At 38.7% G+C, this 17116-nt stretch carries 10 protein-coding genes; 5 read left to right on the forward strand and 5 right to left on the reverse strand.

Going from position 1 to position 17116, the window contains the following annotated elements; genetic code table 11:
- Nucleotides 1-37 precede the first annotated feature (37 nt).
- Both recU and pbp1a read left to right on the forward strand, forming a co-directional pair.
- A complete protein-coding gene (gene recU / locus ACESNQ_RS02930) occupies nt 38-634 on the forward strand; it encodes a Holliday junction resolvase RecU (protein WP_373074883.1) in 597 nt (198 codons plus the stop codon).
- Nucleotides 631-2781 (forward strand): penicillin-binding protein PBP1A, encoded by a 2151-nt coding sequence (gene pbp1a / locus ACESNQ_RS02935; protein ID WP_373074885.1) that lies wholly within the window; start codon nt 631-633, stop codon nt 2779-2781. Before recU ends, pbp1a begins: the two co-directional genes overlap by 4 nt.
- Before the next feature lie 79 nt (nt 2782-2860).
- On the opposite strand, the gene ACESNQ_RS02940 is transcribed toward pbp1a, so the two are convergent.
- A complete protein-coding gene (locus ACESNQ_RS02940) occupies nt 2861-4843 on the reverse strand; it encodes a peptide ABC transporter substrate-binding protein (RefSeq protein WP_373074887.1) in 1983 nt (660 codons plus the stop codon).
- Between the two features lie 305 nt (nt 4844-5148).
- On the opposite strand from ACESNQ_RS02940, the gene ACESNQ_RS02945 reads away from it, so the two are divergent.
- Nucleotides 5149-7419: an SEC10/PgrA surface exclusion domain-containing protein gene (locus ACESNQ_RS02945; protein ID WP_373074889.1), complete on the forward strand. Its 2271-nt coding sequence runs from the start codon at nt 5149-5151 to the stop codon at nt 7417-7419.
- 126 nt (nt 7420-7545) lie between these two features.
- Nucleotides 7546-8028 (forward strand): S-ribosylhomocysteine lyase, encoded by a 483-nt coding sequence (locus tag ACESNQ_RS02950; protein ID WP_006151868.1) that lies wholly within the window; start codon nt 7546-7548, stop codon nt 8026-8028.
- 58 nt (nt 8029-8086) lie between these two features.
- On the opposite strand, the gene ACESNQ_RS02955 is transcribed toward ACESNQ_RS02950, so the two are convergent.
- A complete protein-coding gene (locus ACESNQ_RS02955) occupies nt 8087-10189 on the reverse strand; it encodes an AAA family ATPase (RefSeq protein WP_373074891.1) in 2103 nt (700 codons plus the stop codon).
- A gap of 404 nt (nt 10190-10593) precedes the next feature.
- On the reverse strand, nt 10594-12909 hold the full coding sequence (gene pflB / locus ACESNQ_RS02960) for a formate C-acetyltransferase (protein ID WP_036756974.1): 2316 nt from the start codon (nt 12907-12909) through the stop codon (nt 10594-10596).
- A gap of 238 nt (nt 12910-13147) precedes the next feature.
- Between pflB and dinB the strand changes: the two genes are divergently transcribed.
- Nucleotides 13148-14209: a DNA polymerase IV gene (gene dinB, locus ACESNQ_RS02965; protein ID WP_373074894.1), complete on the forward strand. Its 1062-nt coding sequence runs from the start codon at nt 13148-13150 to the stop codon at nt 14207-14209.
- Nucleotides 14210-14244: 35 nt separating this feature from the next.
- Here dinB and ACESNQ_RS02970 read toward each other — a convergent pair whose 3' ends face one another.
- Nucleotides 14245-15090, reverse strand: a complete 846-nt coding sequence (locus ACESNQ_RS02970) for an undecaprenyl-diphosphate phosphatase (RefSeq protein WP_373074896.1) — start codon at nt 15088-15090, stop codon at nt 14245-14247.
- Between the two features lie 61 nt (nt 15091-15151).
- Nucleotides 15152-17044 (reverse strand): DUF2207 family protein, encoded by a 1893-nt coding sequence (locus ACESNQ_RS02975; protein WP_373074898.1) that lies wholly within the window; start codon nt 17042-17044, stop codon nt 15152-15154.
- Nucleotides 17045-17116 lie beyond the last annotated feature (72 nt).

A 17116-nucleotide genomic window follows, 5' to 3' on the forward strand; every position in this document is an offset into this window, starting at 1 on the left:
ATAATAGAGTGATGTTATTGTACCAATAAGGAGGATTATGGTCAACTATCCACATAAACTTTCATCTAAATCAAGCAAAACTTCCCTACCTCAAACTAAAAATTTCGCAAATCGGGGAATGAGTTTTGAAAAGATGATTAACGCTACGAACGACTACTATCTCTCACATGGAATGGCAGTCATTCATAAAAAGCCAACCCCGATTCAAATTGTACGAGTCGACTATCCTCAGCGGAGTCGTGCTAAAATTGTCGAAGCCTATTTTAGACAGGCATCAACAACTGACTACTCGGGTGTTTATGAAGGATTTTATATCGATTTCGAAGCTAAGGAAACAAAACAAAAAAGAGCTTTTCCGATGAAGAACTTTCATTCTCATCAGATTCAGCATATGGAACAGGTTCTTGAACAAAAAGGGATTTGCTTCGTCCTAATCCATTTTTCTTCTTATCAGGAAACGTATTTATTACCGGCAATTGACCTCATCCGTTTTTATCGTCAGGATATAGGGAAAAAATCAATGCCGCTTGATTATATTCGAGAGCACGGTTTTGTGATTGAACAACAAGCCTTTCCTCAAATACCTTATCTCGATATCGTCAAACAACATTTACTAGGTGGTAAAACAATATGAACAAACAACTTATTTGGCGCATCGCTAAATATCTAGGAATTGGATTCTTAGTAGCCTTTATCGCTTCGATATTGATTGGTGCGAGTGTCTTCTTCTACTACGTATCTAAAGCGCCAGAACTTTCTGAAAGCAAACTGGTCGCAACAACTTCAAGTAAGATTTACGACAGTAAAAACGAATTGATTGCTGACTTAGGAGCAGAGCGCCGTGTCAATGCTCAAAGCAATGAAATTCCTATTGAACTGGTTAATGCAATTGTCTCTATCGAGGATCACCGCTTCTTTAACCACCGAGGAATTGACAGCATCCGTATCATGGGCGCTTTCTTACGAAACCTTCGTAGCAATGGTCTCCAAGGTGGTTCAACCTTGACTCAGCAGTTGATTAAGCTAACATATTTCTCAACTTCTTCATCAGACCAAACAATCTCACGTAAGGCCCAAGAAGCTTGGCTAGCTATTCAGTTAGAAAGAACTGCGACCAAACAGGAAATTTTGACATATTACATCAATAAAGTATACATGTCAAATGGTAACTATGGGATGCAGACTGCTGCTCAAAATTACTATGGTAAAGATTTAAAAGACCTATCTATTCCACAACTTGCTCTTCTAGCCGGAATGCCACAAGCCCCTAACCAATATGATCCTTATTCTCATCCAGAAGAAGCAACAGAACGTCGTAATCTAGTCCTATCAGAGATGCAAAAGCAAGGATATCTAACAGCTGAACAATATGAAACGGCTATAAATACACCTATCACTGATGGTTTACAAAGTCTGAAAGGAAGCAACACCTATCCTCCATACTTAGATAATTACCTCAAAGAAGTGATTGAACAAGTTGAAACAGAGACAGGTTACAACCTTTTAACTACTGGAATGGACGTCTACACCAACGTAGACCAAGACGTTCAAAAGCGTCTTTGGGATATATACAACACAGATGAGTATGTTTATTATCCAGATGATGAACTTCAGGCAGCTTCTACTATCGTAGACGTTACAAATGGTAAAGTTATTGCTCAGCTTGGTTCTAGACACCAGTCAAGCAATGTATCCTTCGGACTCAATCAGGCCGTTGAAACCAACCGTGACTGGGGTTCTACTATGAAACCAATCACAGATTATGCACCTGCACTTGAATACGGAATTTACGACTCTACCGCAGCAATCATAAAAGATGCCCCTTATAACTATCCTGGAACAGATATTCCTGTTTATAACTGGGATAAAGCATACTATGGAAACATCACACTACAGTATGCAATCCAACAATCGCGTAACGTACCTGCCGTTGAAACACTTGAAAAGGTTGGATTAAACCAAGCCAAGACTTTCCTAAATGGACTCGGTATTGACTATCCGGATATGCACTATGCCAACGCTATTTCAAGTAACACGACTGAGTCAAACAAAAAGTACGGAGCAAGTAGTGAGAAAATGGCTGCTGCCTATGCTGCTTTTGCTAACGGTGGTATCTACCGCAAACCAATGTATATCAACAAGATTGTCTTTAGTGACGGAAGTTCAAAAGAGTTCTCTGATCCTGGAACACGTGCCATGAAGGAGACTACTGCCTATATGATGACAGAAATGATGAAGACTGTCTTGGCATACGGAACGGGTCGTGGTGCTTATATGTCTTGGTTACCTCAAGCAGGTAAGACGGGTACATCTAACTATACAGATGATGAAATTGAAAATTACATTAAGAGATACGATTATGTCGCACCTGATGAAATGTTTGTAGGATATACCCGCAAATATTCAATGGCTGTTTGGACAGGTTATTCAAATCGCCTCACTCCAATCGAAGGAGATGGATTTAGAGTAGCAGCAAACATCTACCGATCAATGATGGAATATCTTTCCGAGGATGATCACCCAGGTGATTGGACAATGCCTGAGGGCTTGTATCGTAATGGTGAGTATGTCTTCAAAGTCGGCGCTCGTAGTAACTGGATCCCTCAAACAACCCAACAAGCTACTACAGTAGCTCCTACTACAACAACCGAAAATCAAACTACAGTAGCTGAAACTACTAGTCCAAATAATGGACAAAACCAAACTGTTCCAAATACAAATCAAAACCCTCAACAAAATCAAAATCCTCAACAAAATCAAAACTCTCAAGGGCAACAATAAGCAAAAAAGACCTAGGAACAGTTTCCTAGGTTTTTTAATATTAAAAGAAAGTGGAGTTAATCACTAACTCCACTTTCTTTTATTTTACATGTTTTGCAAGATCTTCTTGCGCTTTTTTATTAGATTCTTCTTTTTCTTTCTTCCATTTATCTTGAGCTTTTTGATATTCTTCAGCAGTTACTGGTTTATCTTGAAGTTCAAGGTATTTGTACAAGAGTGCCTCACCTGTTCCCTTGTTACCTGAGTATGCAAATGGAAGTGTGAATGGTACCATCTTAGACAACATTGGACGTCCAGTTTGAGAAGCTGTTGGAATGATCAAAGCGCTATCTGTCAACCAAGCTTGGGCTGCAGCATATTTGTCATAACGTTTTGAAACGTCAGTGTTTTCGTTTCCGGCTTCAACAACCATTTTTTCGTAGTCTTCCAAACCAACTTGTTTGGCTGCTGCATTATTTGTACCTGCATCAAATCCTAGGTAAGTCTTAGTATTTTCACCTACTGATGGTTTGATGATATCAAGGTAAGTAGATGGGTCTGCAAAGTCTGGAGTCCAACCAACGTTATCTGAAAGATCCCAATCTTCCCCAGCAGCTGACTCAGCAAAGTAAGTGACATTCTGAACTTCATCTTTTTGAAGTTGTTGGATATCAACGACTACGTTATCAGTTCCTAATGTTGCTTCAAGTGATTGTTTCAATGATTGAACACGTTGTACTTTTGTAGTACTTGTTTGGTCAACCGGCATATCCAAGTGAATTGGGAATTGAACACCTTCTGCTTGGAGAGCTGTCTTAGCTTTAGCAAATTCTGCTTTTGCTTTTTCTGGACTGTAAAGACCGTCTTGAGCATCGTCTAGGTTAACATCTTTCCACTCGTCACCATAAGTCACCAATTTTTCCTTAACTAACTCACCAAAGTTTTTACCATCTGCTTGAACAAATGTTGGTGGTACGAACAAGTTACGAAGAAGTTTTGTTGCTCCACTTTCTCCATTGATTTGAGAAGTATAAGCTGTTCTATCAATACCGAAGGCAATCGCTTGACGGAAGTCTTTGTTAAGGAGAGCTTTCTTAGTTGAAGTTTTTTGCTCATCTGTAGTCTTAGAAGTATATTTATAAGACTGACGATCAATATTGGTACCAATTAAGTAAGTTGAAGAATCTTGTGGTGTATAAACGATATTGTCTTTAAACTCTTTTTCAGTTTCAGGATAACTTGCACTTGTTGGGAATAGACGAGCCGTTGAGAAACCACCAGCCTTAAAGGTTTCTGCAGGTTTGTTTGTATCTTGACCATCCCAGAATGATAGTTTTACTTTATCAATATGAACATTGTCCTTATCCCAATAATTTGGATTCTTTTCAAATTCTACTGAAGATTTAGCTACCAATGATTTCAACAAGTAAGGACCGTTATAAAGGATACTACTTGGATCTGTTGCTTTGGCAAAGTCACTTCCTTTTGAAGTAAGGAATTCTTCATTGACCGGTGCAAGAACACCCATAGTTGTTTTAGAGTTCCAGAAGCTTTCAGGTTTGTTCAAAGTATATTGAACAGTCTGATCATCAATTGCTTTGATTCCAACTTCAGAAAAGTCTTTAACTTTACCTTTCACATATGCATCCAGACCCTTAATAGAATCTTGAACGAGATAAAGTGCTTCTGACTTGTTGTCAGCTGCATATTTAAGACCCGTTACAAAGTCTTGAGCTTTCACAACTGCGTACTCTTCACCCTCAGAAGTGTACCACTTGGCATCTTTACGGATTGTATAAGTGTATGTCAAACCATCTTGAGATACAGACCAATCTTCTGCCATTGATGGCACAAAGTTTCCGTAGCGGTCATTTTCCATCAAACCGTCAATGACGTTACTAGTGATATTAGAAGTTGCTGCTTTACCAGTTGTCAAATAGTTGAGGTTGTCTGGGTCGGTTTCATACGTGTAAGAAAAAGTTTTCTCACCTTTTGCACTAGATCCTGAACCTGAACAAGCTGCCAAAACACCTGACGCTAACAGAGTCACTCCTGCTAGGGCCATTACTTTTGAAAATTTCATAATAAACTCCTTTTTGACTTTTTATACATTATAGTCCCTTTTCAGCCATGTGTCAATACAATTTTCAGAATTTTTAAAACTTATTGAATTGAATGTTTTTTAATTGTCACTTTTATGTATGTTAGCATAGATTTTCTAATGATTTTTAACCTATCCGAGAGTCATTTTAGCTATCTTGCTTGTCCTAAATTTTTTCGATTTAGAGTAGATTTTTAGCGTATTTAAAACCCTACTGCAAAACCTTATTTGGTTGACATTGTAACTATATTTAAGTTATAATATAAATTATAGGAGGAATTATTTTCATGAAAAAAATTCAAAAACAATTCATTATCGGTGCCGCGCTTCTAGCAAGTACAGGAATAGTAAGCACTGTAAATGCGGATACTACACCAGTAGAAAGCAAAACACTTTCTACTAAAGATAACAAAGCTTCTGTTACTAAAGAAACGGTTAAACAACAAACTGAACTTGTCGCCAAAGCTAAAGAAAATCTAAATAAAGCTTCTAACAATAAAGCTAAGGCTGAAGAAAAATTGGCTGAAGCCCAGAAAGATTCTATTGACACGAGCGAAGCAACTATTGCTAAAGCCCAATCATCTGTGACCGATGCCCAAAAACAAGTTGCTCCAGCTAAAAAAACTGTAGAGCAAGAGAAAGCATCTCTTGAGGCAGCCAAGAAAGCTGAAATGGATCAGCAAGAGCTTGTTAAAGAAGAACAAAATAAATTAGAATCTGCCAAATCTGAAACAGAAACTGCCAAAAAATCCGTCGAAGCGGCTCAAAAAGAACTTGATAGCAAACCTGCCGATGAAAAAGTTCAAAAAGCTAAAGAAGAGTTAGATAAAGCCCAAAAACGTTTGACTGCCCACGAAGAAGAATTGAAGCAAGCTGAAGTTGCTGATGCAAAACGCCAGTCTGCCATCGACAAAGCTGAAGCTGAGATCAAGGTTGCACAAGCAGAAATCAAAGAGAAACAGAAAAAAGTTTCTTCACAGGATCAAGTCCAAAACACATTTACCCTATCACAAAATTACATCAAAGCTGTAAAATCTATAAGAAGTGGAAGCTCCTCTCAGTTAACAGATGAAGCTAAAGAAGTCCTTTATAAAGAAGCTAGTGTATTAAAAACAACAAACAACTATATCAGTAGCAAAAAAGATGCTGAACGCATCTATGACATTAATTCTATTCCAAAGGATGTCATTCTAGAGCTCAACTTCTACACTCAAGACTTAATCAATCAGATTCGTAAACAAGCAGGAACTAGTCCAGTAACAGTGACCCAAAACAGTATGGACTATGCTGCAGCTCTTGCTCAAGCTGCCCGTGAAGAAAAATACAAATACCAAGCTAAGGATCCAATTACTTCAACAGTTGGAACTCCAAGTAGTGTTGTAACTAAACATGGACTTGATAAGTTTGGCTACCGTCCAACCGGACTTAACCAACTTGGGTTCTCTCCAACCCTAGCAAGCCAAGAAAAAGTTTCTGTAGACTACTTGAAACAAGCTATTTATAACAATATTAAATTCCAACTATTTGACTTAGGCGATAGCGTAGGTGATCGTTCAAGATCTACAATCTATGCTCAAAAAACTGTTGGTAGCTTGGATATTCATAAAAAAGGAGCCTTTCTAGCAGTTAGCTACAGTAACAACGGTATTATCAACCGCGTAAATATCCTTCTTTTCAACAACTACGACAATGATATTAAAGACTATTCTAAGATTACTCCAGCTTTGATTAATCCAAATACGGCTTCAAAAGATGCTGATGCATCCCGTAAGGACTTGGCAGCTTCTCAAGCAAAACTGGAAACTGCTCAACGTGATTTGAAGATTGCTAAAAATAAAAATGAAGCAGCTCCACTACTACGCCAGGTTGTTAAAACAGCTACGGATCAAGTAGCTCATGCAGAAAAAGCTTATCAAAAAGCCCTAAAACAAAGTAAAGACTCTCTATCCGAAGATACTAAACTAAAACTTGCAGCTCTAACTCAAGCTAAGGATGCTCTTAAGGCTAAAGAGGCTTCACAAAAATCAGCACAAGCTAATCTTGATAAGGCAACTGAAAAACTGACTCTTTTAAAAGCTAAAACAATGGCAGCCCAAACTAAAGTTGCTAAAGCTGAAGCTTCTCTTGCTGAGGCTAAAAAGGCTCTTCAAGATGCTAAAGACTACTTATCTCGTCTCAAAAATGCACCAGCCCTTCTTATAGAAGCTAAACAAGCTCTTAAAGTTGCTAAAGCAGATTTAGTCGCAAAAGAAGAAATATACAAAGTTGAAGCAGCAAAATTAGAAGGTTTGTTAGCAGCCTTTGCTATTCTTGAAAAAGAGAAGTCATCATCTCCGATTTTAGAAAATGGTAAAAATAAGGCTGAGTTGACGAATCTTACTGCTAAAACAAAAATTGCTCCTTCAACAGTTAAGAAAGATAGCAAACCAGCTTCAAGCTACCAAGCCCCTACTAAGGTTCTTCCTAATACTGGTTCTAATCAATCATCACTTTCTCTTGCTGGATTAGGACTCCTTTCACTACTTGGTCTCGCAGTGATAAAACGTTCAAAAGACTAAATTCGACTAGTTAGTCTGTAATTAAATTTCCCCCATTCATAATTGAATGGGGCTTTTATTAGTTTCTAAAGGTATCATAGCTTAGCTTTATGATATAATGAAAGAAGAAAGTTGAAAGGAATACCCATGTCAAAAGAAGTTATTGTTGAAAGTTTTGAACTAGACCATACGATTGTAAAAGCTCCTTATGTCCGATTGATTGGAGAAGAGACTGGACCGAAGGGAGATATCATTTCTAATTTTGATATTCGCTTGGTTCAACCAAATGAGGACTCAATCCCAACTGCAGGCCTTCACACAATCGAGCACCTCTTGGCTAAGCTCATCCGTACTCGCATCGATGGCATGATTGATTGTTCACCATTTGGTTGTCGTACAGGTTTCCATATGATTATGTGGGGACGTCATACTAGCGCAGAAATCGCTGCTGTCATCAAGGATTCACTAAAGGAAATCGCTGAAACCACAACTTGGGAGGATGTCCCAGGAACTACCATTGAATCTTGCGGGAACTACAAGGACCACAGCCTATTTTCAGCTAAGGAATGGGCTAAATTGATTCTCCAACAAGGAATCTCTGATGATGCCTTTGAACGCCATGTCATCTAATAATAAAAAAGAAACCAGCTTTTGAACTGGTTCCTTTTTTTATCTTCAAAATCTTGATTTAGGCTTTTTCACGAATGACCAAAACACCATCTTCCATGTCAGCTTCTAGGTGTTTAGCATCAAGGTTATCCAAGTGGAAGTCTGTGACTTTGTCACGGATTTGTTGTTCAACCACACGACGGAGTGGACGAACACCCATGACTTCATCGTAGCCTTCTTCAGTCATGTATTCTTTAGCAGCTTCGCTCACTGCCAAGTCAATGTCTTTCTTAGAAAGCGTCTTGTTAACTTCAACCAACATAAGGTCTACAATCTTAGAAAGATCTTCTTTGCTCAAGTGTGAGAATTCGATGACAGCATTGAAACGGTTAAGAAATTCTGGACGGAAGTAAGGTTTCAAACGATCCATAAGTTCTGGTTTATCAGCATCTTCTGTCAAGTTGGCTTCGTAACCAAAGCCTGCGTTTGAAGTTGCGATAATCACAGTATTCTTGAAGTTTACAGTGTTACCTTGACCATCTGTCAAACGACCATCATCCAAAACTTGGAGGAGAAGGGTGATGACTTGAGGGTCAGCCTTTTCAATCTCATCCAAAAGTACGATTGAGTATGGATTACGACGGACGCGTTCTGTCAAGGTATTGTTGTTGTCATCGTAACCAACATAACCTGCAGTTGTACCAATCAATTTAGATACGGCTGTACGATCGCTATATTCTGACATGTCCAAACGGATGATGGCATCTTTCGTTCCGAACATATCAAGAGCCAATTGTTTGGCCAACTCAGTCTTACCAACACCAGTAGGACCTACAAAAAGGAAGCTACCGATTGGACGGTTACCTTCATCAAAACCAGCACGGTTACGACGGATAGCTTTTGCTACTGCCTCAACAGCCTTGTCTTGACCAATAACTTTCGTTTGCAAACGGTGACCCATATCTTTCAATCGTTCGATATCGGTTGCACCCATTTGTGATACTGGGATTCCAGTCATCCGTTCGACAGACTCAGCTACATCATTTACAGTAGCTGTAACCTTGTGATCTTCTGTATGATTAGCAATTTGCTTTTCAAGCTCTTCGATACGGACTTTTGCATTTAGAGCTGCTTCGTAATCTTCTTTAGCCGCAGCTTCTTCTTGTTTAGTTTTTTCCGCTTGAATTTCGTGCTCAACTGCATGTACATCTGTAACTGGGTGTTGTGCTGCCAAGTGAGCAGCTGTCACATCCACAAGGTCAATAGCCTTATCCGGCAAGCTACGTTGAGGAATATATTGAACAGAGTAATCAACGGCAGCTTTCAAGACTTCATCTGGCAAAATAACATTGTGGTGTTGTTGATAAAGATCTCGAATACCTTGAAGAATCTTGAAAGTATCTTCAGCAGATGGAGCATTAACCTTCACTTCGTTGAAACGACGAGCAAGGGCTGCGTTTTTCAAGATGGTATTACGGTATTCATCTTGAGTAGTTGCACCAATCACTGTCAATTCACCACGAGAAAGAGCTGGTTTCAAGATATCAGCAAGACCTTTAGACCCTTGACCATCACCTGTGCTACCAGCACCAAGAATTTGGTGAATTTCGTCGAAGAAAAGGATAATATTTCCAGCTTCTTTGACTTCGTTTACCAAGTTTTGAATGTTTTCTTCAAAGCTACCACGGTATTGAGTACCAGCTTCAAGTCCAGAAATATCAATAGAAATGATCTCTTTATTCTTGATTGCTGCAGGAACGTCACCGTTCACGATAGCTTGGGCCAATCCTTCTACTACTGCAGTTTTACCAACACCAGCATCACCGACGAGAACTGGATTATTCTTTGTGCGACGAGAAAGAATTTCAGAAGTTTCTTGGATTTCTTTATTACGCCCAATAACCGGATCTAACTTACCTTCACGTGCTTCTGCTGTTAAGTTACGTCCAAGTTTTGCAAGAACCCCATCTTGTTTCATACCTTTACCTTGAACGTACTGTGCTTGTTCACTTCCTTCGCTTGGAAGTTGACCGGTTTGACGGTAAATAGCGAATTCTTCAGGCGTTACTTCACGGCCGTTAATCAAGTAACGACGGTTTTCTGAACTGTATCCACGCATACCACCCATCAATTGGTTAAATAAATCATCCATGTTGTTAAAGTTATTAAAGTTGTTATTCATATTTCATACCTCGTTTGTTTTCAAATTTACTTAGTCAAAATAATTTGACTTTCTCTGACCTTTGTTTTAAAAAATTTAGACTAGCTATTTGCTACTCTACGTATAATTTCAGGTTTTTCTTTATCCAATACAGGTTTTTCGATTGGACTTCTAAAAATACTAATGTTAAACATAGGTTTTACCTCTTTTCTAGGTTTTAACCATACTTGATTTCAATTTGAAAGGTATTATCACTTTGAAATCAAGGTTTTCTAAGGATTTCCTAATCCTTATGTTCTTAGTTTATCACTTTGGTCAGTAATAGTCAAGAGATTTGACCAATTTTGACCAACTTTTTTAAAATATTTTTTTATAGCAAAAAAACCAGTCAAAGTGACTGGTTTTTGATTTACTATTTATGAATCTTAGCTCAATGCATCATCCATTGAAAGAACTTCGTGGAAGACACGTTGTGTTAATTCAGTTTTTTGTTCTGGAGTGAGGTACTTAGTATTTACACAGTATCCTGAGATACGTACGATTACGTCTTCACCTGACATGATCTTTTCGTAAACATCGTTCAAGTCCATAACGTTCAAGTTAACGTGTTGTCCACCGTTTTCGAAGTAACCATCAAGGATTGTTACCAAGTTATCAACTTGCTCGTCACGAGTTTTACCAAGAGCACGTGGTGAAACTTGAGTTGTCAATGAGATACCATCAGCTGCATAACCAAAGTCAAGGCTAGCAAGTGAGTTCAAGTTTTGCAACCATCCACCTTTAGCTTTGTTAGATGGGTTCGCACCTGGTGAGAAGAATTCAAGTTTAGACAAGTTCACAGAACCATCTTCGTTGAGGTATACACCTTTGTGGACTGGTGAGTTACCAGTTTGTTTAGAGTAAGCAACGTTAGATGTGATTGTCAAAAGTGATACAGTAGCTTCTGCGTCTTTGTAAAGTTTGTGGCTACGTAGACGAGTTGTGTAAGCTTCGATCAACCATTCTGCCAATTCGTTTGAACGTGGGTCATCTTCACCCCAACGTGGGTATTCACCGATTGTTTCGTAATCGTAGATGTAGCCATTTTCATCACGGATTGGTTTAACTGTAGCGTACTTGATAGCTGATAATGTATCAACAGTGTTAGCAAATCCACAGATACCGAATCCCATGTTAGCACGTTGCTTAGTTGGCAAGAAGGCCATTTGAACAGCTTCGTAGTTGTACTTATCAGTCATGTAGTGGATGATGTTCAAAGCATCTACGTAAGTGTCAGTCAACCAGTCAAGAGATTTTTCAAAGTTTGCTTTAACTGATTCGAATTCAAGAACTTCGTCGCGGATTGGTTCGATGTCAAATACTTTATAGTCTTTATGAACATCGTCGTAACCACCGTTCAAACCAGTAAGAAGAGCTTTAAGAACGTTAACGCGAGCACCGAAGTACTGGATGTTGTGACGTTGTTCTTCGTTTTCTGGGTCAAGTGGAGACACACAACATGAGATACAGCTCATTTCACCGTATCCATCTTTAGCCATTGTTGTAACACCTTCGTATTGGATTGAAGAGTGTTTGTGGCTCATGTGCATACAGTAGCGACGGAAGTTGTATGGCAATTTGTCAGTCCAAAGAACTGTCAAGTTTGGTTCTGGAGAGTTACCGATATTGTCAAGAGTATTCAAGAAACGGTAGTCCATCTTAGTAACACGGTGACGACCGTCGTTACCCATACCAGCCATAGAAGTTGTGATGAAGGTTGGGTCACCTGAGTACAATTGGTCATAAGCTTTTGTACGAGCAAATTTAACTGTACGAAGTTTCATAACGAAATCATCAACAAATTCTTGGATTTCTGATTCAGTAAATGTACCACGAGCAAGGTCACGTTCTGCGTAGATATCCAATACGATTGGCACACGTCCTAGAGATGTAGCTGCACCGTTGATAACACGGCAGACAGCCATGAAGGCAATGTTTACCCATTGGATAGCTTCTTTAACGTTCATCGCTGGTTTGCGAACGTCAACTCCGTAAAGATCACCCAAGCGTACAACTTGTTGCAATGCTTGATATTGAAGGTTGATTTCTTCACGAAGACGGATTGTTTCTTCATCGATTTCTTCGATTGAGTTCCAATCGTTTACTTTTTCTTGCATCAAGTAGTCTGCACCGTAAAGAGCAAGACGCGCATAAACACCGATGATACGTCCACGTGAGTATGCATCTGGAAGACCAGTTACAGTGTGAGCGTGGCGAGCACGACGAATGTTTGAAGTGTAAGCACGGAAGATACCGTCGTTAACAGTTGTTACATATTTTGTGAAAATTTCGTGAACAGCTGGGTCTGGCTCGTATCCATTTTCTTTCAAAGTAGTTTCAGCCATACGGATACCACCTTTTGGCATGAAGTTCAATTTGAAGAGTTCATCGTTTTGGATACCAAAGATAACTTCGTTTTCTTTGTCGATGAATCCTGCAGGGATGTCAGCGATAGAAGTTGGACGAGTGTCCATTGGGAAACGAGTTTCTTCGTAGTGTGCTTTAGTTTCTTCTACGATTTTTTTGATGTGAAGTGAACGCTCTGTTGGTCCTGCAAGGAAGCTTTCATCTCCATCATAAGGTGTGTAGTTAGCTTGTACAAAGCGTGATACACTTGCTTTTTCTTTCCAGTCAACACCTTTAAAGCCTTCCCAGGCTTTGTCAAAAATGTCCTGTGCTTCAACAACTGTCTTAACAACCATGTTAATGTCCTCTTTTATCTTTCTAGTAACAGTAATCTGTTACATTTATGTATTCAGTATAACACACAGTAAACGATTTCAACAAGTGAAATCACTATTTTTCAACACTTTCTTTTATAATACAGTTCTTATTTTACTACAAACTGTATTATATTTTTGAAAAATAATTAGCTATTTCCTATTTTTTCAGAAAAAAGGTATAATAAAACTAGATAAACTACCAAAGAAAGGCCATTTCATGCTGATATTTCCACTGATGAATGATTTATCCCGTAAAATTATCCATATTGACATGGATGCCTTTTTTGCTGCTGTAGAAATTCGTGACAATCCTAAACTTAAAGGGAAACCTGTTATTATTGGTAGCGACCCTAGGAAAACAGGTGGTCGGGGTGTAGTTTCAACCTGTAGTTATGAAGCCAGAGCATTCGGCATTCACTCAGCTATGAGTTCCAAAGAGGCTTATGAACGCTGTCCTCAAGCTATTTTTATTTCTGGGAACTATGAAAAATATACTACTGTTGGCCAGCAGATTCGAGCTATTTTTAAACGATATACGGATAAAATTGAACCTATGAGTATCGACGAAGCTTATCTAGATGTAACTGAAAACAAGCTTGGTATCAAATCTGCTGTTAAAATTGCTCGTTTAATTCAGCAGGATATCTGGAATGAATTACAATTAACAGCTTCTGCTGGTGTATCCTACAATAAATTTTTAGCTAAAATGGCAAGTGACTATCAAAAGCCTCATGGTTTGACAGTCATTCTTCCTGATGAAGCTGAAGATTTTCTCAAACAAATGGATATCGCTAAGTTCCACGGTGTGGGCAAGAAAACAGTTGAAAAACTCCATCAAATGGGTGTATATACGGGTACTGACCTTTTAGAGATTTCTGAAATCACTCTCATTGATCGTTTCGGTAGACTCGGCTTTGATCTATATCGTAAGGCTCGAGGTATAGATAACTCTCCCGTCAAATCAAATCGTATCCGTAAGTCTATTGGTAAAGAAAAAACTTACAGTAAGATTCTAAGGCTAGATGAAGATATTAAAAAAGAGCTAACTCTCCTTTCGGAAAAAGTTGCTCTTAGTCTTCAAAGATATGAAAAAAGTGGTAAGATCGTCATATTGAAAATCCGCTATGTTGACTTTTCTACTTTGACAAAACGAAAAACACTGAATCAACAAACACAAGACTCTGAAGAAATTGCTCAAAGTATTATCCAACTCTACGAAACACTGAGTGATAAAGACAAGGGTGTCCGTTTGTTAGGAGTCACTGTGACAGGATTTTAAAAACCTTGAAGGAATCTACCCTCAAGGTTTTTTTCTTATACAAATAGTCGAACGAAGCTATAAAGTAGCAACACACTACCAAGGACAATACGGTATTTTCCAAACACTGTAAAGTCGTGTTTTTTGACATAGCTGGTCAAGAAACGAATGGCAACCATGCTGACTGCAAAAGCCACTACCATTGCTACCAAGAGCAAGAAGAATTGACCAAAACTCAACACTTCTCCTGTTTTGATGAATTTAAAAATCTTCAAAGCACTAGCTCCAAACATAACTGGAATTCCTAGATAGAAGGTAAATTCTGTTACCACTGAACGACTAGTCCCATTCAACAAACCACCTACGATAGTTGCTCCGGAACGGCTAGTCCCTGGTAGAAGGGCCAAGACTTGGAAAAGACCGATATACAATGCTGTTTTGTAAGGTAATTTGTCTAACTCAGTAACTGTTGGTTCAATCGCTTGCGCTTTGTTACGTTTTTCAAGATAGATAAAGGCAACCCCATAAACAATCAACATGATGGCTACTGAAACCATATTATGGAAGTGAGTATCAAACCAATCATCAAACTTAAAGACTAGGAGAAGAGGTAGGGTCGCAACAAAAACTTTGGACCATAATTGCCAGGTTCTACGAACTTGAACTTTATCCTTACCTGGTTTGAAAGGATTAAGCTTGTTAAAGTAGATAACCATAACGGCTAAGATTGCACCCAGCTGAATGACTACGTTAAACATAGACATGAAGGCTTCATTTTGATCTTTATACTGGATAAACTCTTCTGCTAAAATCAAGTGACCAGTACTTGAAATCGGCAACCATTCCGTAATTCCTTCAACAATACCAAAAAAGATTGATTTTAAAATTTCAAAAAAATACATAGATTACTCCTTTTTCTATCCTCCATTATATCATACTTTTAAAGGCTGTGTTGAGTTTTCTTTAGAAAGCACCAACACTTCCACCACCACCACCGCCTGAGAAACCACCACCAGAGCTACCGCTTCCGGATGATACAGAAAAGGTACTTGCTGTATTTGCGACACTGGCATAATGGCTCATTTGTGCTGTTGAATGGTAAAACATGCTATTCCAGCCATAGGCTACATAGAGATTGATATCTGGATTTTCAACTTTGATCTGGTGAACCTTCATCAAATGACTAACCTTGTCAGCATATCCAAACAAAGTTGCATACACTAATAGACGATTCCAAACAACAATACTTTCCAATTCAGCCTGATTCAGTCGTGCAATCTCACGTAACATATTTTCAAAACTCGTCCAAAGATAATAGACCTCCGCTCCTACTTCATTTAGAACACCATCACGATTATCTAGTCGAAGCTTCCAATAATAGAAAACAGCCAAAACTAAACCTAGAAAACCAAGTACTGGCAAAGGGAGGTAAAAATAAGCATGAACATCTAAACTGTACAAGAACAAACCAAATCCGATAAATAGAGGTAGGATAGTAGAAAGTCCCATACCCACTTGCAAGGCCTTTTCCACACCAGTTAAAGGACGATAGTAATCTGGGAGCCCCCAGAAGGTAACCCGATTTCTCACTCCTTCTTGCATCTCTTTCAATGCTTCTTCGAAAGAAGATTTGAGCTGACGCCCCTTTGCTTGAATCCGTTTTTCATCAGAGACTTTTGCTCTACGATAAAGACTATCAGATACCTTGTAATCCGCAAACAAATTGGAAAGAGTTGTTTCTTTTTTGCCTGAAAAGGCCAGATTTAGGCAGTCTTTTTCAAAGCTTGATAAACCATCTTCTTTTACCAGCCTCAAACCAACTGCGTCTCCCTCTGAAATAATAGAGACATTCCCACGGTCAATCACATCTAACAAGGTAGCTTGAATAAGTTGGTCAAAGGTGAATTTACCTGCTCCTTTGGTTAGAGGACTCACTTCCTCCAAGGAGGTCGAGTAGACAGCCTCTGATAAAACCATAGGCTCTAATTCCATCGGCGGTTCATAGAGACGATGATTTTTGGCATATTCGACTGAAGGAGTGGTTTTTCTTCTATAGATATAATAGAAGCAGATACTCAATAACAAGGAGATGGAAAGTATTGAAGGAAATACCCAAGTAACGAGTTGTTTACTCTGATCTTTTTCTCTAACAATCGACTCTTCTATATTGTTAAACTCTTCTAAACGATTTCCTTTTAAGCCCTGATCTGTAGCGCTAGCAAAATCAGTTCGAGGCCAGTAGGCATGCAACTCAACTCCGCGCTTAGACGGAAGATTGTCTAAACGAATAGTATAGTCATGACCACTCTGTTCAATCCTTCCCTCTCTATAGAGTTGCCCTGTGTGGAAAAAGAGTTTTTCGGCCCCATTATCTCCCATCACATGAAACTCAAATTTTTCAATAGATTCTGAACTATCTGTTAAGGGTTGCCAATTTAATTCAGCGATATCATCATATAAAAAAAGAAGATTTTTCAATTGCCAGGTAAGTTCCACTTCGACCCTGTCCCCTTCCTGACCTGGATTATAGACTTTAACAGTATAACCATTCGTTTCTTCTGTCACTTCGCTAGTAAGATTTTCGATTTTATGACCATTTTTAGATGCCTCAACCTTTGGCTGAGGATCAATATAAAATCCGCTAGGCATCTTGCCAGCACGTCCAAGTCCCACGATTTGGCCCTTAAAGTCCTCCTCAAACTGATAAACTATCTTCTGTCTAAATTCTGCTGTATTGTCTGCATGAATATACAGTTCTCCTTTATAGGATGGAATGCTGAAATCCACGGCAAAAACCAATTTTGGAACAATTATCAGACAAGTAAATATAAGTACTATTAACCATCTTTTTTTCATAATATAGCCTCTTTTGACCTTTTTCTCATTATATCATTTTTTTACAAGTAAGGGTTTACTAAGATTGAAAAA

Source organism: Streptococcus infantis (assembly GCF_964243025.1).
Lineage (GTDB): Bacteria > Bacillota > Bacilli > Lactobacillales > Streptococcaceae > Streptococcus > Streptococcus infantis_N.